The sequence below is a fragment of the Xanthomonas sp. NCPPB 2922 genome, assembly GCF_041520885.1.
Lineage (GTDB): Bacteria > Pseudomonadota > Gammaproteobacteria > Xanthomonadales > Xanthomonadaceae > Xanthomonas > Xanthomonas campestris.
The window spans coordinates 17,681-39,234 of sequence record NZ_JBGOFY010000024.1; the positions used below are offsets into that span (position 1 = coordinate 17,681).

Below are 21,554 nucleotides of genomic sequence, written 5' to 3' on the forward strand. Positions count from 1 at the left end.
GGCATGCGCGTAACACGGTATTTTGCATACACCGGTGAAGTGGCGATCGCCGCCTTGGTGGTGGCGGTCATCGGCTTGATGATCCTGCCGCTGCCTACCCCGCTGATCGATACGCTGCTGGGCATCAACATCACGCTGAGCGTGGTGTTGCTGATGGTCACGATGTATGTGCCCGACTCGATCTCGCTGTCGTCGTTTCCCTCGTTGCTGCTGTTCACCACGCTGCTGCGGCTGTCGTTGAACATCGCATCGACGAAATCGATCCTGCTGCACGCCGAAGCCGGCCACATCATCGAGAGCTTCGGCGAGCTGGTGGTGGGCGGCAATCTGGTGGTGGGCCTGGTGGTGTTCCTGATCATCACCACGGTGCAATTCATCGTGATCGCCAAAGGTTCCGAGCGCGTTGCGGAAGTCGGCGCGCGCTTCACCCTGGATGCGATGCCGGGCAAGCAGATGAGCATCGACGCCGACCTGCGCGGCGGCAATCTGACTGCAGACGAAGCACGCCGCAAACGCGCCCGGCTGGCCATCGAGAGTCAACTGCACGGCGGCATGGATGGCGCCATGAAATTCGTCAAGGGCGATGCGATCGCCGGCCTGGTGATCACCATGGTCAACATCTTGGCCGGCATCGTGGTAGGCGTGACCTACCACGGCATGAGCGCGGGCGAGGCCGCCAACCGCTTTGCGATCCTGTCGGTAGGCGATGCGATGGTGTCGCAGATCGCCTCGCTGCTGATCTCGGTGGCGGCCGGCGTCATGATCACCCGCGTCGCCAACGAGAATGAAACCAAGATCAGCTCGCTCGGGCTCGACATCGGCCGCCAGCTCACCAGCAACGCACGTGCCTTGATGGCAGCGAGTGTGCTGCTGGCCTGCTTTGCGTTCGTGCCGGGATTTCCGGCGCTGCTGTTCCTGCTGCTGGCAGCGGCGGTCGGTGCCGGGGGCTATACGATCTGGCGCAAGCAACGCGACACCAGCGGGAGCGATCAGCCCGCACTGCCATCAACCAGCCGCAAAGGTGCCAAAGGCGATGCGCCGCACATCCGCAAGAGCGCCCCGGATTTCGCCTCGCCCTTGTCGATGCGGCTTTCGCCGCAACTGGCTGCACGGCTCGACCCGGCGCTGCTGGATCAGGCGATCGAAAGCGAGCGGAGGCAATTGGTCGAGCTGCTGGGATTGCCGTTCCCGGGGATCGCGATATGGCAGAGCGAATCCCTGCAGGGCCTGCAGTACGAAGTGTTGATCCACGACGTGCCCGAGACCCGTGCTGAATTGAACGACACCGCAGACATGCAAAAGGCACTGGCCCAGCAGGCCATTGCGCCGCTGCATGCACGCGCGCACCTGTTCGTCGGCATCCAGGAGACGCAGTGGATGCTGGAACAGGTCGGCGCGGACTATCCCGGGCTGGTCGCCGAGGTCAACAAGGCGATGCCGGCCCAGCGCATCGCCGATGTGTTGCGACGGCTACTGGAAGAACGCGTCCCGGTGCGCAACATCAAGAGCATCCTGGAGAGCCTGGTGGTGTGGGGACCGAAGGAAAAGGATCTGCTGATGCTCACCGAGTATGTGCGCTGCGATCTCGGCCGCTATCTTGCGCATACCGCGACCGCAGGCACCGGGCAGCTGCCTGCGGTGATGCTCGACCATGCGGTGGAGCAACTGATCCGGCAGTCGATTCGCGCTACCCCGGCCGGCAATTTCCTGGCCCTGCCGCCGGAGCAGGCCAGTCAGCTCGTTGAGCAGGTGGAGCGCATCGTGGGCGATCAGGCGCGGCATCCACTGGCAGTGGTCGCATCGATGGACGTGCGCCGTTATGTGCGTCGCATGATTGAGGCGCGGCTGGGTTGGCTGGAGGTCTATTCGTTCCAGGAACTGGGCGCGGAGGTGCAGCTGCAGCCGATCGGCAGAGTGGTGGCCTGATGCGCAAGCCACCGGTCCGCCATGTGCGCATCCTGCCCATTGCCGGCGCACCGCTGCAGCCGCACGCAGCGGCAGCACCGGCGCGTGCGACGCAACGTGTCAGCTTCATGCAACTGCGCCGACGCCTGAGCAGCGTGCTGGCCGGATTGCCGGACACGGTGGTGCCGGAGGACGGCGACGACGATCCGACGCTGCCCGAAGTGGTGGATGCTGCCAGCGACGATCACGGACCCGCAGCGCTGCCAACCGCACCGCCCTGCCTGGATGACGGCAATCGTCGACAGATCGCCCGAGGCGATGACGGCGACGCACTGGGTCGGCAGATCGCCACCGAGTGGATCCGCACCCAACGCGCGCAGCTGGCCATCAACCACATCGCGCTGCGGGTTGCCGAGTTTTGCAACGCCACGCCGGTACGCGGCGCAGGTACCTGGGAAGCGTGGCTGGAGATCAACCACGACATCCTGCCGCAGACCACGCTGTTCTTGCGGCTTTCGCCAGACCAGCTATCGCTTCGCTTCGACAGCGGCTCGCCGGAGACGCGCGAGGTACTTTTGAATGGAAGAAAACGTTTGGATACTGCATTGAAGGCTGCGCTCAGCGACACGCTTCAGATCAGCATCGAGGTCGTCTAGCGCTGCATCTGCAGCAAACCAGCCATAGCGAGGGACGCCGTGTTGTCAACAGAGCCGAGCCTGACGTCGCCGGCACGCGACTTGTCGCAGGCGCTGACCCACGTGCCCGCCGTGCGCGCGCAGCTGGGCAGAGTGCTCTGCGATCCGCGTGCGGCACAGCGTTGCGGCTACACCGCGCAACGCCGCGGCATTCGGGCTGCGGATGCAGCGCGCCTGCAGCTGCAGTTCGATAGCGGCAGTCTGGAGTTGCGGATCGCGGCACGCGACGGCCTGGCGCTGCTGTTGAACGAAGCCGATGACGCCCTGCGCGTGGCGATCGCCGGTGTGCTGTTGAGCGATGATCTGCGCGCCCTGGAACCACTGGGACTAGGCGCTGCCGAGGTGGTCGCCTTCGAGCGCTGTGCGGATGCGGTCGATCGCCTCGATATCGGCATCACGCTGGGCGGCATCGACGCAATCGCAGAGACCGCCAGCCCGCTGCTGCTTGCCGCGCTGCAAACGGCTAGCGCTGCGCTGGCTCAGCCATCGCCACTGCCGGCCTGGCTGAGCGCACTGCGGGTGACTACGCGCCTGCGTATCGGCCAGCGCACGGCAACGGCGGCGTTGCTGCAATCGCTGCGCCCGGGCGATGCCCTGTTGCACGCGCTCGCCACGGCTCCCGTGCGCAGCGGCGAGCTGCTCTGGGGCATCCCTGGAGGTGCAGTGTTGCGCGCTCCGGTACGCCTGACCCTGCAACAGATGATTCTGGAGACTGCCCCCACCATGCAGCACGATATGCCCGCGTCCGACTCCTCATCGTCCGCCACCGATGTGGCGGCACTGGAACTGCCCGTACAGCTGGAAGTGGACCAGCTTGCGCTGTCTCTATCCGTGCTGTCGGGCTTGCAGCCCGGCCAGATCCTCGAGCTGTCGGTGCCGGTGGACCAGGCCGACATCCGCCTGGTCGTCTACGGCCAGACCATCGGCATCGGCAGATTGCTGGCGGTGGGCGAACATCTCGGCGTGCAGATCCTCAGCATGTCGGAGACTGCGCATGCAGATGCCTGATGTCGGCTCGCTGCTGCTGGTGGTCATCATGCTGGGGCTGCTGCCCTTCGCAGCGATGGTAGTCACCTCCTACACCAAGATCGTGGTCGTGCTCGGCTTGCTGCGCAATGCCATCGGCGTGCAGCAGGTGCCGCCGAACATGGTGCTCAACGGCGTCGCGTTGCTGGTGTCGTGCTTTGTGATGGCGCCGGTGGGCATGGAGGCGTTCAAGGCCGCGCAGAATTACAGTCCCGGTGCCGACAACAGCCGTGTAGTGGTATTGCTCGATGCCTGTCGCGAACCGTTTCGGCAGTTCCTGCTCAAGCACACCCGCGAGCGCGAGAAAGCCTTTTTCATTCGCTCGGCGCAGCAGATCTGGCCCAAGGACAAGGCCGATACGCTCAAGCCTGACGATCTTCTGGTGCTGGCACCGGCATTCACGCTGAGCGAGCTGACCGAGGCATTCCGCATCGGATTTCTGCTGTATCTGGTCTTCATCGTGATCGATCTGGTGGTGGCCAATGCGTTGATGGCGATGGGCCTTTCGCAGGTGACGCCAACCAACGTGGCCATTCCGTTCAAACTGCTGTTGTTCGTGGCGCTGGATGGCTGGTCCATGCTGATCCATGGCCTGGTCCTGAGTTATCGGTGACGCCATGGACCATGACGATCTGGTGCGATTCACTTCCGAAGCCTTGTTGCTGTGCCTCAAGGTGTCGTTGCCGGTGGTCGGCGTTGCCGCAGTGGCCGGGCTGCTGATCGCCTTCATCCAGGCAGTGATGTCGCTGCAGGATGCCTCGGTTTCGTTCGCGCTCAAGCTGGTGGTGGTGGTGGCTGCCATCGCAGTCACTGCGCCCTGGGGCGCCTCGGCAATCATGCAGTTCGGTCAGGCGCTGATGCAGGCGGCGTTTCCATGATCCGGCGCATTTCGCCAGGCGCTGTGCCTCCGTCGCTGCCGAGCGCGCCCGGCGCATCGCACCACCACGCAGATGCGCCGCAGGCTGGCGTGCAGCCGCCGGCGGACACGGCACATCATGCACCCCGTCTGCGCCCCGCCCCGCCGCGCAAGCGGCGACGCGGCATGCGCTCGCTGGATGGCATGGACGACGAACTCGACGCCACCGAACTGGAAGAAGCCGAAGCGGCACGCGTCTCGGCGCTGCGCGGCCGGGTCAGCATCGCAGTCGCTCAGCCACAGGGCCAGGGACAACGCCAGGATGATCAGCACGGCGAGGGCGGCAACGCGCAGGCCGGCGATCCGCAGGCCGGTACGTGGCCGATCGCCGCGCCATCGCAGGTAGACGACAGCGTCCGTGCCAGCGTCCAGGAAGTGCTCGACCGCTACGCGGCGACCCCTGCCGCCGACCAGACGATCCGGCGACGCGCGCTTGCCGTTGCGCTGGTTGAGTTGCGTGCGATCGGTGTCGCCCATCCTGCCGCAGCACAGTTGACGACCATGGCCTGGAGGTTGATGCGCGAGCATCTGCACTCGGGCAGCGCAGGCGCAGCTGCCGAAACCCTGCAGGCCTTGCGCAAGCGCCTGCTGGATCTGGTGCCGGCGCAACCGGATACATCGCCTGCACTGCGCAGTTTCCATCTGCTGCTGCCGTTGATGCTGCTCAACGCAGAAAAACCGCGTAAACGCCTCGATCGCGCGCGTGCCATCACGCGTTTGAACACGCTATTGATTGAACACCACGATGGGACCGCTCAGGAGATTCGCGCATGACCATGCAACTTCGCGTGCTGACGGGAATCCATGCCGGCGCACGATTAGATTTGCAGCCAGGCAGCTATACGTTAGGCGCCGATCCCCAAGCCGAAATCCGGATCGAAGATTGGCCTGATTGTTCGCTCATCATCGAGGTGGATGCAGATGGTCAAGTGTGTTATCGCAGCGAAGCGTTGCCAACGACAGCGTTTGTTGCGCTGCATCCGGTGCGCTTTGGTCCGTTGGTGCTCTGCATCGGCGACGCTGCAGCCGATTGGCCGGACGACGTTGCGCTGCTGGAGCAGCTACTGTCGCCCGCCGCGACGCCGGCAGCGCCTTTGCCACGCAGGTCCAGGCGCAACGCACTGCGTGCAGTGGTGGGCGCCATGCTAGCGCTGGCCGCTGCGGCACTGTTGCCCTCCCTGCTCCCGGCCTTCCTCTCCGATGCGGCTCCCCCACGCAGCCAGGACAACCAGCTCAATCAGGTGCGATTCGTGCTCAAACAGCTGGGCTTGCGCGAAGCGCGCGTGGAGCAGGTCGGGTCGCGCGTGCGGGTCGAGGGCCTGGTGACAAGCAGCGCGGATGCGGCACGCCTGCGCGCACAACTGCATCGGTATCAACATGCGGTCACCGTCGATGTGGTGGTGGTGGATGAGGTATTGGCAACCCTGCGCGATACCTTGGCCGACCGCGACCTGAGCGTGCGTTACGACGGCCAGGGCGTTTTCTCCATTGCCGGCAGCAGCGACAACGCCGAGCGTGCGACCCGACGCATCGCCGACCTACGCAGCGATCTGGGCCCGGAAATCCGCACACTGCATGTGGAGATCACCCAGCAGGACCCGTCCGTGAAACCGCCCGCCAATTACGACGCCGCCCTGCTCGCCGACGGGCTGCATTACGTCGAGACGCCGGACGGTACCAAGCACCTGACTTCCCTGCCGCAGCAAGCGGCGCCATGAGAGCCGCACCATGTTCGATGCCATGACCGACACGCTCACCCAGGATATGAGCAAGATCTTGCAGACCAAGGCGCAGGATCTCTCCGGCGAGCGACTGCGCAACATCGAGGCAGCGCTGCACGCGACAGCGCAACAACTCCGTGTGCATTGGTCCGCCGCGAGCGATCAGGCTGCGCGCAACGATTTCATTGTCTTGCACGACGGCATCAACGCTGCACAAGACATCGTCGCGCACATCGCCAGCATGCCTTGATCATCGATTTCCTTGGCCACGTTGGTCAAGCAAAACGCGCCGACAAGCGCTCCACGTTACTTCTCTTCAGCTAAGGAGTATTTATATGCCAAATTTACAATCGATAGTGCCGCGATTGGGCCAGGGCAGGGATCTGTTTGGATCTGACCTTTCAAGCAGATTTGACAATCACACTACCACTCAGACCTCGGACAATCAGATGGATAGTCTGATGGGTGGCATTGGTAAATCAGCCGCAGCACAGGAGCGCATGAACAACTACCTGACCGCGAAGAAGAACGAACTTGACTTCAACGTGGCGCTCAACAAATTCATCGGCAAGGCAGGCGACAACGCGAAGCAGCTGGTTGGCCAGTAATAGGCCCTGACATGACGCAGGGCCGGTGCATGGCCCTGCGCATGTCGTACGACAGATGAGCAGCACCCGATTCGAAGCGATCGTTCAGCAGATGTGCGAAGCATTGGACCTGCCGGATGTGCAGGCGGTGCTCAGCAGTCGTGTGCTCTGGGTGGAAGGGTTTGAAGTCTATCTGCACATGCCTGCAGCCCAGACCGACGATGAAGCACAGCAAGTTCCGGAAGAAGAAGCGCTGTACCTACGCATCTCCTATGGCCTAGCACCTGCAGGACGCACCTTGACGGTCTTCCGGCTGTTGCTGGAAGCGAATTTGTCGGTGTACGCACAGGACCAGGCGCAACTCGGATTGAACGATGCCGGCGTGATCGTGCTGGTCGTACGTGTTCCACTGGACGACGACGTCGACGGCGCATGGATCTGCGATCTGCTCGCCCACTATGCCGAGCATGGCCGTTACTGGAACAACAACATCTTCATTGCACACGACGAAATGTTCGAAGGAATCGCAACCGGAAATTATCTGTGGCTACGCGCGTGAGGTGCTCGGTCTTGCCTGCCTGCCGATGGTGCTAGAGAGACATGCACGCCTCCATAGCACGCTGCCGCAGCCTTGCGTCTCCGCTGTGCTGTAGGACATCGCCACGCTGTGTCGCGGTTATTTCCCGCCGCAGGACTTCGTCCACCATTCATCTCTTGCAAGGACACTCGCCAATGAATCTTGCGATCCCCTCACAGACCAATGCGAGCTTACCGCCGTCCTCATTCTCCCTTTCGCAGCAGCAAGCCCTGACCGCGGTGATCATGAGCATGCTGACGTACTGCATGCAACGCATGCTCAGGGACATGCTGCAGCCACAGGATCAGCCATTCAGCGACGGTCAGCCACCGACCAACCCGAATCCGACACCACCGATGCCGCCCTCGCGCCCGCCCTGTTCCACCAACCCCGGCGGACAACACGGTAGCGGTACTGGCGATGGCAGCGGCGGCAATGGCGGCAACCACAACAGAGGCAACGGCGGCACCTGCGGAACGGGAGCCGATCACCGCGCATCGCCCACCAACCCGGGTCAGGCGGTGAGGCCCTGCCCCGATGGTCCGCAGGCCCCACTTCCTCCCGGCAAGGTCGTCACCGCGCCACCCGGCCTCCAGAACAAGACCATCGTGGTGCATAAGGGCGAGGTATTCGACGGCAAGGGTCAGACCTACATCGGTGGCCCTGGTCTGGGCGATGGCTCCCAGAACGAACACCAGCAGCCGCTGTTCGTCGTCGAGGACGGCGGTAGCCTGTGCAACGTCAACATGAAGGGCGGCGGCGACGGCGTGCATTTCATGGGCAGCGGCAAGATGGTCAACTGCGTCAACGACGATGTCAGCGAGGATGCGGTCACCATCGATGGCCAGGGCAACCGCGAGCATGATGCGCGCATTGCCGGTTGTCGCCCGGAGGTCAGCGGCCGGCCGAAGGTTGAAATCATCAACTGCACGTTCAAGAACGCCGCAGACAAGGTCGTGCAGGACAACGGCGCTGCCGACGTGGTGATGTCGGGTTGCACCGTCAACGGCGCCGGCAAGGTCTTTCGTACCAACGGTGGACACGCTGATATCGACACGCATCTTCAGGTCGAAAATTGCGATTTCCAACAGGTCAAGGAAGCGGTGTTCCGTACCGATGCGCCGGGCGCGACGGTGAAGCTGGCAAACCTGAAGACCGATGCGCCCGACGAGGTGATTGCCCCCAGCGCTTTCCAGGCCACCGGAGCGACCCGAATCGGGCATCAGCCCTACAGCGGCTGATTGCCTCCTGCGTAAGCGGTGCCGGGCGCCGATCGCGCCCGGCAGATGCACCGCTTCGCCCCATCTTCCGGGCGTCGTCGCTGGGTGGTGTCCCTGATCGACGACCACCGACACATCGGTGGGCCGGTTGGCCTGCACATCGCGTACTACGTCGCAGGGTGCAAGAAGGCATGCGCACGCCCGGTCAATGGCCGGCATACGAAGCGGTGCCGTGTGCCGCCCCCCCGTTCCACACCCACTGCCCGCACCTCAGCCGCGCACCCGCCTGGCACCGGGACCGCCAACACGCGACAGACGCCGGCGCGGCTGCGTCTGTCGTTGCGGCCGGCAAGACGCCACCGGATCAACGGTGGGATCGATCGCTCACGGCCGGCCATTCTCCCACTGACGAAGTTCCTCGCTCTCGTGCAGTGCACGCCTGAGCGTGCGTAACTCGGTGTCCAGTGTCTTGGTCACGTCGTCACGTGGCACACCGCTGAACATCGCCGCCCAGCCGGCATGCAGCTGATCGCGCACCGCGTCGATGGTCGCAATCGAGATGCACTGCGTGTCGATTTCCGTACGCAATCGCTCAAGCGTTTCACGCAACATCCTCGCCAGCGGCCCCGGTGCAGGCGCAAGCCGTACCCCCTCTTCCAGGGCGCGTGCAATCTCCGCCGGCGTCGGCGCCGAAAACAGCGCGATCGCCTCGTCGATGGGCTCGGCCAGCGCCTGAAGCGTGCGCTCGATGGTGCGTTGATGATTGGCCGCGGTGACGGCACGTTCCTGATCCAGTCGCGTCGCCTGGGTGGTGTTGGCGCCGTTCTTGGCCTTGAGCGCATTCCAGACCGTATCGTTGAACAGGGTCTGTACCGCCTGCTGCACGACCGTGGCGGTGGAATTGGCGGCTTCGCCTGCAACGCTGCCGTTCTCGTTGCCGCCGCGCAACGGCGCAGCGATCAGGCGGCCGGCCCCGAGCGAGGCAAAATTGGCCAGCACGTTGCTGAGCATGTGACGGCCCAGCACATCGCGTAGCGCAGTGGTAATCGCGTTGGTGGTGCTCAAGGCCTGCCTGGCCAACGCCAGGCCTTCTTTCCCGGTCTCCAGCAGATAGTTGGGAGGAAAATACACAGCGTCGGACCATTGCGCAGGCCGACGCGTCTTGTCCGGCACTGCCAGCGAAAACAGATTCAACCGCTGCTGTCCGCCAAGCAGGTCGGGGACGCTCACCTGGCCGGTACGCGCCATCGCCTTGCCGGTTTCGAGCATCGCCTTCTGCACGACCCCGGCCCCGCCAATGGCCAGCGCGCTCAACCCCAGTTGGCCGGCCGGCGTGCGCGTGCCCGGGTCGTCGGAGGTCCGCCGCGCCGCGTTGAATCCTGCATTGATCGTCGGCTTGAGCAACAAGGTGTCCAGGGATTTGTCGTCCAACGTCGATTGCCACTGGGTGATTCCCTGGCGGATGTCGTAGGTCTGCGCCTTGAGCTGCGCAAGCGTGGGCGCGTTGCCCTCGCCCGGGCGCGTGAAACGCTTGCCTTCGGCGGTGATTTCCAGCAAGACCGGCGGCGGATCGGGCACCAGGATCTTGGGGTCGATGGCCTGGAACCGCGGCAAATTGGCAACGCGCGCGCGCCGATCCATTGCCGGGATCAGCAACGTATCGCTGGCATAGGACACAACGCCCGCCACCGCACCGGACAGCGTTGACGTACTCAGCGTCTCCGATCCAGGCGGGCGCGAACTGTCGTAGGCGGCGCCCGCGGCAAGACCGAACGGAGTCCGCATCGAGCCGATGACGAAGGCCCTGAGACACTCGTAGGCGATCGGCCACGCTGCCTTCGCGCCTGCCGCCTTCATATCGCCGACGACCTGGTATCCGGCGTCCGGCCCGAACGCGGTGATGCGTTCCTGCATGCGCGCGTCAGCCCATTCCAGATAGGCGGCCTGCAGCGCCTCCTGCCCCTCCGAGGGCGCTGCAAATGGCAGTTTGTCCAGGTGTGTACGTATCTGCGCCTTCAAGTCAGCGGCGGTCGACGCGCTGCGCTGCGCATAGGTCGCTGCAGCGGCAGGCGCGTCGATGACCGAGGACGCGGGGCTTGGCTGCGGAGTGTAAAACGATGCATCCGTCAGCTCCGAAGAATGCGACGAGTGCGAGGACTCCGAGCGATGGGATGCGCCATGCGAGGACTCGGCATGACTTGCCTCGGTCGCCGCGCGACGTGAAAGCGCTGCGCGACGACCACGCAACACCGGGCCCGGAGAGGGCAAGCCGGCAAGCGGCCCGGTTGGCAACCGCTTCTGGGGCGGGGCCATGGCCTCCTCGCCCTGCGTCTGGTGTGTGGGGGCCGGCGACGTTGCCCGGCTGCTGGAAGAGGTGCCGATGTCGCTGGTGAGCTTCATGAGGCCACCTCGGTCGCGCTGCCGGCCTGCGGCACCAGCGCGTCCAGCACCACACGGGCGACCACTTGCCCGCGCTCCAGCGCGGCGGCCACGGCATCGGGCGAGCGCTCGAGCAACAGCGGGCAGACACAGAGCAGACCAAGATCCGAGAGCGTGAGCCGCCATCCGTAATGTGTCAGTAGTTATTCCTGCAGCGCCAGCAGGGTCACCACCTCGTCGCCGCCGAGTTCGCGTGCGGCCAGTGGCAGGATCACTTCCGGGAACGCCGTCGTGCCGCCCTGCTGCACCTGCGTGTGGACACGACACGGCATGCCCGCAGGCCCAAGGATGGTTTCGCCTTCGCTAAGTCGCTGCGCGAGCTCGCCAGGCAACCCGAGACAGGCGCCCAGGCCGATGAAGAACGCGGTAGTCGCTGTACGGTGATTTTCTGATTCCAACGTCATCTGAGCTTCTCCGGAGAAAAATGCAATGCGTTGCCGCTGCACCAGTTCGGCAGGACGCAGTGTCTGGCTCGGGCTGCGCAGCCAAGCCAGACGCTGCGAACCACTCGCGCCGCGCACGAAGTTGGTCTGTTGGAGTGCGCGCAACCGAGATCTGCGTCATACGTCTTGCATGTGCACGAGTGCGGGGCCGGCCTCCGGGGCACAACGGCAAGCAGTCCTACGGCAAGACCATGGCAGTCTGGGCACCGCGGTCGCCGCTTCGGATACGGCATTGACCATTCGCCTATCCTGGCGAAGTGCCCAAAAGCGTTCTGCTCTACTGTGTCTCCCTTTATGTTCTAATGCTTTCACGATGCGCAATATTTTCGCTAGTTGCCTGGGCCGTCCTCGCACATCTACGACACACGGCGAACAGACACAGACGCATGCGCCGCAGATAATGCCGCAACGATCGATGCCAGCGACACCCACGCTGGACCAATCCCCACTGCAGGGGCTCAGGCATCGTCCCGCGCGGTCGCCGCGCCCTACGACGCCCTCAGCATTGCCGTTGCGATCCGCAACGCCACTGAGAAGCAAATGGGAGAGGCGGGCGCTGGAGCGTTTCCAGCCGATGGCCCACCAGTTGGTCGATTTGATCAAACGCACGCGTGGTCATGCAGCCCTGAGCGCCCAACAGCAATCGGCGATGACGTTGCTCAATCGCATCCGCGCATGTGCCGCCGGAGAAAAATCGCCAAGTGGTGCTGACGATATAGACGCGCGTATTTCGCGGATTCGGGATCAGATCGACCGGTACTATCAGAACCCTCCGAACGCAGGTCAGGCTTCTGCTTCCACTATCGGGGCTTCTCCGGACATCAGTGATGAAGAAATGGGGCGCACCCTTGCGTTCATCGACTTGTCGTTCAAGGCGGAAAGGTCCGGAGGTCAGTCCGAGCTGCTCAAGCCAGTCATGGGGGGACTCAGCATCAGGCCTGAGGTAGCGGCGCTCGCTGCGAACATGCTGTGTGGATACGAAACCGGCATCAATCCACCGACCGAAGATATTGCAAGACGAATGCAGAATCTGCTCAAGCATCTTGTCGAGGGAGCCCCAGTAGCGCAGGTGGTGTACGAGGCCATCATCACAGGAAATACGAGGCATGACGCAACGCAGTTAATCGCCGCGCTACGACCATTGCTTCAGCACTTCCCAACGCTGGGGAACAACGCGGATTGGCGGGCGCGGCAATAATGCATTGCCTTCCGTCATCGGGAATTTCCTTTCGTCCGGCGGGCATGGCAATGCGAGCATCCCAAGAGAAGGCAGCGGCCTTCTCTTGGGATCACTAGCGCCGGAACGCCCTGCCGGTTTCGCATGCCTACACATCTGGATGATGTGATCCATGCAGCTGACGTTCGGTGACGCTGAGTGCCTGGGCAAGCGCAGGCAGACCCGCCGCACGATCTTCCTGGCCGAGATGGACCACATCATTCCGTGGCAGCAACTGCTTGCACTGATCGAGCCGCACTATCTGGTGTCGGGGTGGCCAGGTCGGCAACCGTTCTCCCTGGCGACGATGTCGCGGATTCATCTGCTGCAGCAATGGTATGCGCTGAGCGATCCAGCGCTGGAAGAAGTGTTGCACTTGGAACTTAAGTCGGCCAAGCTTTTCGGAAAATCTCCTCAATAGCGTTGCGAATCGGCGTTGAAGCCGCCGCTGAAAAAATAATATATTTCTGGCGGCCGATCGGCCGCCAGAAATATATTCAGTTAATAAATTCTGTCTAACGCTCGGATTTTGGCCTGTACTGCTGCCAAATTTCTGCCTCCTGCTCCCATGGCGGATCACATCTTGAGAATTCAATATCAAAATGACGCCCTAAATCTTCGCGATAAAATTTAACGCGCTCTTGATATTCAGGATTATTACGATTTCGATATAGAAATCCAAGCTCCGAATCAGTGACGCTGGTCTTCGCATATATCCCATGCTTATAAAACGGATTCTTGGCTGGGGCTGAAGTCATCTCGTGATGACCACTTAGACCAAAGGCGACATCTCGGCCATCTTCAACAGCAAAACTAATGGCTCCTTTTGACTTTCGCGAAAAAACCTCTGTTTCGTTGAGAGCCGCCTGGCTCTCAACCTCCCGATAACTTCTACCCGCCAATTTTTCCGGATCACCCATCATACACATTGCCATGCTCATGTCGGGCTTTTCGTCGCTGAAATTCTCTCTATTTTCTTCATTAACAGCAGATGCGCGGTTTGGATTTGATCGCAGATGATCTGCAAACCTTTGATTCAGCTCCGGATGCTTCTCTTCTGGGTCGTACAGGCCATTACCACCGAGAAACTGACGGACCGTTATCGGGGTATTCTCTAAACTTTTCATCATCGCATCATGATCGCAGTCATGCGCCCATAATATCAGTCTTTCTTGCGTCTCAGCACGCCCAAAGAAAAGTGTATTTTCAACCTCTCCAGCAAGGCGACAAGTTGAATCTCTGTGCGCCATCGATTTCCTACTAGGCCTAGGCGGAAGATTTGCAAACCCCGACGAAGATGAGTGGCTTGAGCTGAGCGGGCTACCAACAGCGGGGTATTCTACGTCACCCCCCACATTTACACTGTTCGTAGTTGGGGGCCGTTGCACACCGCTAGATTTAGAGAAGCATGATCCCATTACTATAAACCTCGCTAAAACTTGGAAAGTTATTATTAATTAAATTAAATTTACTGCCACCCCACTAATCAACGCCATTGAATTTAGCATTCAATAACGAGATGGTTAATTTTACCCTTATTAATACCACCTTCCTTTTCACCTATGCGAACGTAGTCGCAAGAATGCGAACGCCTGATCGAGCATATTAGCGCTCACTAAATTAGTTAGTCTCACCTGAAGAAAATCAATCATCCAACTACCGCAAAGCATCGTTGGCTTTCAAACAACGTATCGCGCCGAATGGCGCGCGTTTGATCCCAGGTTTTGATGGTGCTCTTTGATTAGAGCACCACCGGGGTCGGCTGGACCGCGACTTGACCCGTTGCCAAAGGCGTCAGCCTGCCAAGAGGCTGATGCCGTGACAAGGCCCCTTACAACACGATGCGCGCAGACGCCTGCCCTGGATTTTGCAGCGTCTTTGTGGGTGCTTGAAGTTTGGAATCGACAACAGGGGCCATGCTTGCCACGTTCGGGATGTTCTCCTCCTCCCAATCGTCGATTTCATCGCAGCCGGGCGGCGTAGCGATGAGACCGAATGCCTCCCGCGCAGGCGCCATCAGTTCATCCTGATCGCTGAAAGGAGCGCCCTCGAGCTTCAGCGTATATCCGCTCTTGTATGTATCGTGGAATCTCTCCTTGAGCGCAAACGTATCCTCCGTATGGAACTGAATCTCCCATAGCGCATCGTTGGGGCCGCGCAACGTGACGTTGACCGCCTTGAATGTCTGCCGGCGCTTGGTGAAAAAATTGGTCAGCTTCACGCGCGCATGACCTTGGTCGTCCAGCGCGGCCAGCACGCTGCGCAGGCCGCTGCTGAAGTTTTTCGGGTCAAGTATCACGCTGTAACGCAGTGCGTCATTCACACCAGTCGCCGCTTGTTCCAGGGTCTTGCGCTTCAAAGCTACCTGCTGCTCAAGCTTTTCCACCAACGAGCCGAGCGATTTCAGTTGATGGTGCCTTCCTGCCAGTCGCCCATCATGGGTCTGGACTACGCTTTCAAGCATGTCGGTGACCACGGGTTCCATCTCGCGTGCGCGGGTCAGCAGCGCTTGGGCATTACGCGAGATGTCCTCGGGCCGTACCGCGCGCAATCGCTCGGCCGGCGGCGGTGGCGGATCGATCAGGCGCGCCTGTTGCAGCGAGCGCAGCGCATCCTGCATGACGCCCGCAGCCATCGTCGGCATGCGCTGCAAGAGTGTAGCGGCCTGCTCGGCGTCGAAGCTGCCGTCGTGCATGGCCCGGGCGGTTGCCTTGCTGTACGGCACGATGCGTACCCGCTCAGCGAAGGCCCGTTCGGATCGTTCACAGGACTCGACGATTTTGGCGAACAGCGCTGTACCCGTGTCGGATTTCAGCGCATCGGTCCCCACCTTGATGGCGATGGTGAGAAGGTTGCGCATGCTCAGCTCTGGCTCCCCAGGGATGAGCCCCGGTTGTCCCTTCGGAAACTGCGCGCGTGATAGCCGGCACACCGGGTAGTTGTCGAGGATGGCGTGGATGCGTGCCTCGGCATCAGGCGCGGCAGCGTAGGCCTCGGCAAGCTGCGGGAACGCTTCGGCCAGCCCATCGGGCAGGTGCGGTGCGTCTATGGAGGCGGCCGAAGCCTGCTCCAGCCCGAGCAGCTGCGCGTACAGCAGTTCGGCAGCTTCACGCGCTTCGGGCATATGGGCGCGCTCAATGGCTTCATGCGCCTGGGTGCGTAGTCCCTCCAACATCTGGGGATCTCTATGCTCGCCTTCGAGCACCTGACGCAAACCATTGCGTAGATCGCGCTCGATGCCATCGTAGGTGCCGAACATCATGCTGCGCGCCATCGCCTCGCGCAGCTCGTCGGGTTGCGCCATGAAGCGCGCCGCCAGGGTGCTGGCCGCGCCCATGATCTTGCCGCCACGCTGCAGCGACATGATCTCGGACAACCGACCGGCCTGGTAGTGACCACTCTCGGGATCAATGCCCGGCGTGGCAGTCTTCGGTGGTTTGAAGGACTGCGGCTGGCCGCGCCTTTCCTCGCGATCGGCCATCTCGCGCGAGATCAGCGCCGCCAGCTTGGGATAGCCCGCGTACACAAATGCATCGTCCCCCTCGGTATCCATGTTGCGCTTGCGCAACTCCGCGATCGGCAACGCACCCAGGCGCCCTGGCTCCACGATGTCCTTGAGCCGCAGGCTGCCGGTGCTTAGCATGTCGCGCGGCACGGCGCTGCGGTCGCGGCCGGATGTCCAGCTCGACAGCGTCTTTAGGTCCTGCTTCGAGCAAACCAAGTCCGTGTTTGCGAAATCGGCCGGCCAGCTCTTCTCCGGCACCACGATGAGCATGCCCTTGCTGTGCAGCATCTGCTCATCGTCGTCCGACGTGTCGTCGAACCCGGTGTAGCTGTACTGAATGCCGAAGGACTGCGAAAGGAACTCGGCGGTGGCGTCGCCCTTCGCCACGGTCGCGACGCGCTCCTCAGGCACCGGCAGCAGATTCTCCTTGTCGTAGGGTGGCTTGCCGATCAGCAACGGACCGCCTGCAGCGTCGAAGGCCTGACTGCGCTCCCGCGGCAGATGCACCTTATCGTCAGCGGAGGGCACCGCCCTGACTCTCTGGCCCTGGTAGCCGCCGCTGGTGGCCAGCTCGAACAGCGCGAGTTTGTTCAAGGCCGACGGCAGCGCCTTAAGCCGGCGCTGCATCGCCTCGTGCGCCTCCTGCAACGCCATCTCGTCGCGAGGGAAGTGCTGCAATGCCTGCGGTGCCAGTCGCGTGGGGCCCTTGTCCTGGCCAAGAAGGTCACGCTGCTCTTGGCTGGCCTGACCAGACTGCACAGCTTCCCAGGCAGAGAAATACTTACGGAAGGCTGGAATACGCTTGGCTACCTCCAGCTTCAGAAAGCCGCAGCCATCGTTGGGGCACAGCGCCAGAGGCCGGCCGTCCGGCGCCAGGGGCTTGAACGGGTGTTCTGGACCGCTGACATCATTGAAAAATCCTATCCTCAGCGTCCCCTCAACCACGTGATCGCTCGGTACCATCTCCAGCAGCGAGCGCTGCATACGCGACCAGTCCTCGCGCTGTGGAGCGAGCTTGGCGACGAGCTTCATCAGGCTGCTGCCCGGAACAGTGTCGGCATAGCGGATCGCCGGCAGCATCGACGACGCTCCAGAGGTGCCGGACAACAGATGGACTGGGCGGGTCATGTTGCCGCGCGTGGCGCGGCTGCCGCCAAACATATCGAAGCGCCAGGGCTCGCCTTGGTAGGTAAGTGTGCGCGCGAGCATGAACGTTGAAATCGATCCAGGCAGTTGGACCTCTACCAGCGGCTGGCCCGTCAGACGCGCGAACAGCGAATACGGTTTGTTCGTCTCGGCTGCGTTGGTCGACACTTCCTTGCCACGCAGATCGACAACGATGTGGGTCGTGCTGCCGATGCCGGACGCTGGCGCGCGGGGCTGGCCGGGTTCCGAACACATGCTCAGGCGCCCGGCGCCTAGGCCGAAGTCGCTGGGTGGATGTGCCTGAGCGATCTTTGGCGCTTCCTTCGCCATGCGCCGGTCCAGCGCGTCGAACAGCTGGTCACCGGCCTCGATCTGCGCGATCAGGTTCCAGCTCATCTCGCCTAAGTCCGCCTCGATGGCATCGCGCGTGCGCTCGAGCGTCTGGTCAACCCATTCCGCCAGTTGGTTGCGGCGCTGCTGCAGTTCCTTGCGCGGTCCTTCGAGGTGCCTTGGCTTCCATTGCCGGCTCACTACGGCGTAGGCCTTGAGTACCTGGAAGAACGTCAACGCCGGGCAGCGCGTGGCGTGATGTTCGGTTTCGGCCGATGCACGTGAGCCACCCGATGCGAGGTATAAGTCGATCTTGCGCTCCAGAATCGGCTGCAACGCGTTGAACACCCCAAGGGTGCGACTCCGATGGCGAGACATCAGCTCCGGACTGCGGATCAGCGGCAGCAGACCCATGCACAGGCTGCCTAGCCCCTCGAGATTCGTCTCGCGTAATCCATCGTCGCGCACGAGCGCTGCGATCCGCTCGAGTCCCGGTTGCGCCAAGGGGCGCATCTGGCGATGAAGCTGCGCCGACGAAAAGGCCTTGAAGACCTGGCCGATCTCTGAGACGGAGGCAGACGCGAAGCGCTCGCGGTGCAGTTCCAAGTGCCCGGCGAGTGCCTGCAACTTGGCACGCCCCAGTGCCTCAAGTTCTTCCTCGTCCACCCGCAACAGGCGTGACATCGCATTGCTAACCAAGGCGACCCCACGCATCCCGAACTGCTGCCATGGCAGCTCGGTCGAGCCTGGGCGCTCGGCGAGCAGCAACAACGCCTGTCGACAGACCGCTCCTCCGAGCAATTTGCTGAGCGCGTTGAGCGACAACGTGACTCCTTGAGGGTCGAGAGCGTTGCGCAGAACGCCATCATCCACGAGCCGCTTGGCCAAAGCGCTGGCGGCCGTCTCGCAGACCTCTGCTTTGGGCCATTTGCTCAGTGCGTTTAGAGCGTTGGCCACCTCTTGCGCTTTGAGGGCGTTGCGCAAAACGCGATCATCCACAAGCCGCTTGGCCAGAGCGCTGGCTGCCACCTGGCAGACCTCCATTTCGGGCCATTTGCTCAGTGCGTTGAGCGCGTTGGCCACGCCCTGCGGTTTGAGCGCTTTACGCAAACGGCTACCGTCAGCGAGCAGCTCGGCCAGAGCGCTGGCGGCCGCTTGGCCGACCTGCGTGTCAGGCCATTTGCTGACTGCGTTGAGCACGGTAGCGACGCCCTGTTCGTTCATCGCCAACCGCAAGTCGCTTTCCTGCGCCACACGTGCCATTAGCATGGCTGCGGCCGCCTCGCAGTCGGGACGCTCGGGCCATTTGGAAAGGGCATTGAGCGTCAAGGCGAGCCACTGTGCATCCAGCTGCCCCTGCAGCCGGAGGTCCTTGGCCAGACGTGAGGCCAGCGCGCCAGCAGCTGCATTGCAATTCTGCTGGTCGGGCCATTTGCTCAGGGCGTTAAGTGCGTTGGTCACTCCTTGAGATTCCAGGGCGTTACGCAAATCGGGATCCTCGGCCAGCCGCGCAGCCAGAGCGCTGGCGGCATCCCCACAGGCACGCGTTTTCGGCCATTTACTCAGCGCATTCAGCGCGCTGGCAACTTGTTGAGAGTTGAGCCGGTCGCGCAAACCAGAATCTTCATCGTCAGCCAGCCGCTCGGCCAACGCGCCAGCGGCCGCCTGGCAGACCCCAAAGTCGGGCCATTTGCTCAGGGCGTTCAGCGCATTGGCCACGCCTTGCGGCTCGAGTGCCTTGCACAAATCGGGATCCTCGGCCAGCCGAGCAGCCAGCGCACTGGCAGCGTCGGTGTCGGGCCACTTGCTCAGTGCGTTCAGCGCGTTGGACATGGCCTGCGGGTCGAGCCCGTCGCGCACACCGGGTTCGTCGGCCAGCGACCGCGCCAAAGCGCTGGCGGCTTTCTCGCAGACCTCGGTGTCGGGCCATTTGCTCAACGCATTCAGCGCAATGGCAACGTGTTGAGAGTTGAGTTGGCTGCGCAAACCACCATTACCGGCCAGCCGCTTGGCCAGCATCGAGGCAGCTCCCTGGCAAAATCTCGCGTTGGGCCATTTGCTCAGGGCATTCAACGCGTGGATCAGTTCCTGAGGATTAAACCTGTCGTACAAACTGTGATCATCGGACAGCCGCTCGGCCAGAGCTACGGCGCCCGCCTCGCAGAAGTTGGCTTTCGGCCATTTGCTCAACGCGTTCAACACGTTGGACACACCTTGCGGCTCAAACGCGTTGCACAAGCCGGGATCCTTGGATAGTCGCGAGGCTAGAGCGCTGGCAATCTCCTCACAGATCTTCTTTTCGGGCCATTTGCTCAGCGCATTTAGCGTGTTGGCTACGCTTTGAGAGTCCATCTTTTTGAGTAAATCGGGATGCTCGGCAAGCCGTAGTGCCAGAACGCTGGCAACCTGCTCGCAGACCGCCACATTTGGCCATTTGCTCAGTGCGTTCAGCGTACTCGCGAGCTGCGTTTCAGTTAGCGCATTGCGTAATTGACTGCTGCTGGCAAGTCGCTCGGCGAGCGAGTGCGCCATAGTTCGGCAGTCCTGATTATCGAACCACTTACTAAACGCATTGAGTGCCAGGCTGATACCCAGAGGGTTCAGGTAATGCTAATCTTGGCTATCATGCAGATGACGAGCCACGCGAGCCACGGCGCGCTCACAGCTACGGCTGTCAGTGTTCTTGGCAAAAGCATTCAGAAGCAGAGCATAAGATTTTCCATCGAGCCGCAACGGTCCCTTTGCCCGCTCCAGCTGTCCTGCGATCCACGCGATAGCCTCCATGCACGCGGGAAGATGAAGGTGTTTGTTCAGCTTGTTGCCCACATGAGCCAGCTCCCTCAGCGAGGCCCCATCGAACCACCCGGTCTTGTAAAGATACTGCGCCGCTAGGGCGGTACAACGATCCAGATCCCCTTGCCGCACGCTTCGGGCCCCGCTTGCATTGGCAATCATCAGAAGATAAGTGCTAAGCCACCCCGTATTATCGTTCGCCTCGGCGCGCACATCCAGGAAGGGCAGGGCCAACTTGCAATCGATGCGATGCGCCAGTTCGTCTGCGCTGTGCCATGGGCAGGCATAGATCAGCGTTATGCGGCTGAGCTCTCCGCCTGAGATCATTCAATTGTTGCCGTTGCAGCTCTCGCTCTTGACGCAGCCGTTGCTGTGCTGCCGGGCTGAGGTTTTGTTCGACCCGCCGAAGATCTTCTACATTCAATTCCAAAGCACGAGTTAGCCCCTGCGCATGTCTTGGCCGCTGTAGCGGCCGAGACGGTTCTTGCCCTTCTCGCATCCGCTTGCTTCCTCGCCTGGCACCTTGTTCGGCCAAGCCAGTATCTTTTGTCGTCTGCTCCAATCCAGACGTTGGTTGGTGTGGCATACGACGCGATGACGTGCTTGCGTAGGCAGGCACCCTGTCCGTGCGCGACTCGGGCACCCTACTGCGTTCGCCGCTACTACCTGCAGCATTGTGCAGATTCACCGACAACGGCTCTCTGCGTTGCGGTGCCATCCCAGGTTCGTCCTGTTCTACCCTCGGCCGTTTGGCCGGCTGCCTTGCAAGCCGCTGCTCACTGGCGCTTGCGCTGGTTGCAGCCTGCTCCCCGGCTGGCCTGGGCTGATCCTCTTGAGAGAGAGACCAATTTGTGCTCGATGAGTTTTGAGTGAGGTTAGTGGTTTTCATGCCGGAAATTTATTACGGATTATCTGCCAGTGACCTGCTCGCCGCGAAGTCTTGATAACGTTTGCGATGCAGTCGTTGTGGCTTGCCAATCTGAGCGCAATCAGCTGCTTATTGCATACTCCCAATAATTCAAAAATCATTATCTT

General features: G+C 61.9%; 14 protein-coding genes and 3 pseudogenes. 13 read left to right on the plus strand and 4 right to left on the minus strand.

Annotation, left to right across the window (positions count from 1 at the left end):
• Window positions 1–3: 3 nt before the first annotated feature.
• From ACD584_RS19115 to ACD584_RS19165, 11 genes are all read left to right on the plus strand, one after another.
• Entirely contained in the window at window positions 4–1,926 is a 1,923-nt protein-coding gene (locus ACD584_RS19115) for an FHIPEP family type III secretion protein (protein WP_076036155.1), read from the plus strand.
• Window positions 1,926–2,561: a type III secretion system protein SctP gene (gene sctP / locus ACD584_RS19120; protein WP_070692492.1), complete on the plus strand. Its 636-nt coding sequence runs from the start codon at window positions 1,926–1,928 to the stop codon at window positions 2,559–2,561. Before ACD584_RS19115 ends, sctP begins: the two co-directional genes overlap by 1 nt.
• Before the next feature lie 93 nt (window positions 2,562–2,654).
• The gene (sctQ, locus tag ACD584_RS19125) at window positions 2,655–3,608 is read left to right on the plus strand and encodes a type III secretion system cytoplasmic ring protein SctQ (protein ID WP_175611804.1); all 954 of its coding nucleotides are present in this window, start codon (window positions 2,655–2,657) and stop codon (window positions 3,606–3,608) included.
• The gene (gene sctR, locus ACD584_RS19130; RefSeq protein WP_006451038.1) at window positions 3,595–4,239 is read left to right on the plus strand and encodes a type III secretion system export apparatus subunit SctR; all 645 of its coding nucleotides are present in this window, start codon (window positions 3,595–3,597) and stop codon (window positions 4,237–4,239) included. The genes sctQ and sctR overlap by 14 nt, the downstream gene beginning before the upstream one ends.
• 4 nt (window positions 4,240–4,243) lie before the next feature.
• Window positions 4,244–4,504: a type III secretion system export apparatus subunit SctS gene (gene sctS, locus ACD584_RS19135; protein WP_076036156.1), complete on the plus strand. Its 261-nt coding sequence runs from the start codon at window positions 4,244–4,246 to the stop codon at window positions 4,502–4,504.
• Window positions 4,501–5,316 (plus strand): 4-hydroxyphenylacetate catabolism regulator HpaA, encoded by an 816-nt coding sequence (locus ACD584_RS19140; RefSeq protein ID WP_076036157.1) that lies wholly within the window; start codon window positions 4,501–4,503, stop codon window positions 5,314–5,316. The genes sctS and ACD584_RS19140 overlap by 4 nt, the downstream gene beginning before the upstream one ends.
• Window positions 5,313–6,260, plus strand: coding sequence for an HrpD5 family protein (gene hrpD5, locus ACD584_RS19145; protein WP_076036158.1), 948 nt, complete (start codon window positions 5,313–5,315; stop codon window positions 6,258–6,260). Before ACD584_RS19140 ends, hrpD5 begins: the two co-directional genes overlap by 4 nt.
• Before the next feature lie 10 nt (window positions 6,261–6,270).
• Complete coding sequence (gene hrpD6 / locus ACD584_RS19150) at window positions 6,271–6,513, plus strand: HrpD6 family protein (RefSeq protein ID WP_011036418.1); 243 nt, start codon at window positions 6,271–6,273, stop codon at window positions 6,511–6,513.
• Window positions 6,514–6,598: 85 nt separating this feature from the next.
• Window positions 6,599–6,871 (plus strand): HrpE family protein, encoded by a 273-nt coding sequence (gene hrpE, locus ACD584_RS19155; RefSeq protein WP_076036159.1) that lies wholly within the window; start codon window positions 6,599–6,601, stop codon window positions 6,869–6,871.
• A 55-nt stretch (window positions 6,872–6,926) separates the two neighbouring features.
• On the plus strand, window positions 6,927–7,409 hold the full coding sequence (locus ACD584_RS19160) for a CesT family type III secretion system chaperone (protein WP_011036416.1): 483 nt from the start codon (window positions 6,927–6,929) through the stop codon (window positions 7,407–7,409).
• 173 nt (window positions 7,410–7,582) lie between these two features.
• Window positions 7,583–8,668, plus strand: coding sequence for a pectate lyase (locus tag ACD584_RS19165; RefSeq protein WP_175611541.1), 1,086 nt, complete (start codon window positions 7,583–7,585; stop codon window positions 8,666–8,668).
• A 363-nt stretch (window positions 8,669–9,031) separates the two neighbouring features.
• On the opposite strand, the gene xopF1 is transcribed toward ACD584_RS19165, so the two are convergent.
• Window positions 9,032–11,047, minus strand: coding sequence for a type III secretion system effector XopF1 (gene xopF1 / locus ACD584_RS19170; protein WP_014507103.1), 2,016 nt, complete (start codon window positions 11,045–11,047; stop codon window positions 9,032–9,034).
• Window positions 11,044–11,490 (minus strand): annotated as a pseudogene (gene hap3, locus ACD584_RS19175) (Hpa3 family type III secretion system protein). Before hap3 ends, xopF1 begins: the two are co-directional and overlap by 4 nt.
• Before the next feature lie 613 nt (window positions 11,491–12,103).
• Here hap3 and ACD584_RS19180 point away from each other — a divergent pair.
• Window positions 12,104–12,727, plus strand: coding sequence for a hypothetical protein (locus ACD584_RS19180; RefSeq protein ID WP_076036160.1), 624 nt, complete (start codon window positions 12,104–12,106; stop codon window positions 12,725–12,727).
• Window positions 12,728–12,878: 151 nt separating this feature from the next.
• Window positions 12,879–13,154: pseudogene (locus ACD584_RS19185) on the plus strand (transposase); the annotation flags it as partial.
• A 106-nt stretch (window positions 13,155–13,260) separates the two neighbouring features.
• Here the strand turns inward: ACD584_RS19185 and ACD584_RS19190 are convergent.
• Both ACD584_RS19190 and xopAD read right to left on the minus strand, forming a co-directional pair.
• Complete coding sequence (locus tag ACD584_RS19190; protein ID WP_139328362.1) at window positions 13,261–13,995, minus strand: hypothetical protein; 735 nt, start codon at window positions 13,993–13,995, stop codon at window positions 13,261–13,263.
• Between the two features lie 581 nt (window positions 13,996–14,576).
• A pseudogene (gene xopAD / locus ACD584_RS19195) lies at window positions 14,577–21,408 on the minus strand (XopAD/skwp family type III secretion system effector).
• Between the last annotated feature and the right edge of the window lie 146 nt (window positions 21,409–21,554).

Excerpts from the sequence above, each read along its gene's own strand:
- ACD584_RS19190 (WP_139328362.1), bottom strand. The coding sequence starts at position 13,995 with ATGGCGCACAGAGATTCAACTTGTCGCCTTGCTGGAGAGGTTGAAAAT.
- xopF1 (WP_014507103.1), bottom strand. The coding sequence starts at position 11,047 with ATGAAGCTCACCAGCGACATCGGCACCTCTTCCAGCAGCCGGGCAACG.
- hrpE (WP_076036159.1), top strand. The coding sequence starts at position 6,599 with ATGCCAAATTTACAATCGATAGTGCCGCGATTGGGCCAGGGCAGGGAT.
- ACD584_RS19115 (WP_076036155.1), top strand. The coding sequence starts at position 4 with ATGCGCGTAACACGGTATTTTGCATACACCGGTGAAGTGGCGATCGCC.
- sctP (WP_070692492.1), top strand. The coding sequence starts at position 1,926 with ATGCGCAAGCCACCGGTCCGCCATGTGCGCATCCTGCCCATTGCCGGC.
- ACD584_RS19165 (WP_175611541.1), top strand. The coding sequence starts at position 7,583 with ATGAATCTTGCGATCCCCTCACAGACCAATGCGAGCTTACCGCCGTCC.
- ACD584_RS19180 (WP_076036160.1), top strand. The coding sequence starts at position 12,104 with ATGGCCCACCAGTTGGTCGATTTGATCAAACGCACGCGTGGTCATGCA.
- ACD584_RS19160 (WP_011036416.1), top strand. The coding sequence starts at position 6,927 with ATGAGCAGCACCCGATTCGAAGCGATCGTTCAGCAGATGTGCGAAGCA.
- hrpD5 (WP_076036158.1), top strand. The coding sequence starts at position 5,313 with ATGACCATGCAACTTCGCGTGCTGACGGGAATCCATGCCGGCGCACGA.
- sctS (WP_076036156.1), top strand. The coding sequence starts at position 4,244 with ATGGACCATGACGATCTGGTGCGATTCACTTCCGAAGCCTTGTTGCTG.
- ACD584_RS19140 (WP_076036157.1), top strand. The coding sequence starts at position 4,501 with ATGATCCGGCGCATTTCGCCAGGCGCTGTGCCTCCGTCGCTGCCGAGC.
- hrpD6 (WP_011036418.1), top strand. The coding sequence starts at position 6,271 with ATGTTCGATGCCATGACCGACACGCTCACCCAGGATATGAGCAAGATC.
- sctR (WP_006451038.1), top strand. The coding sequence starts at position 3,595 with ATGCAGATGCCTGATGTCGGCTCGCTGCTGCTGGTGGTCATCATGCTG.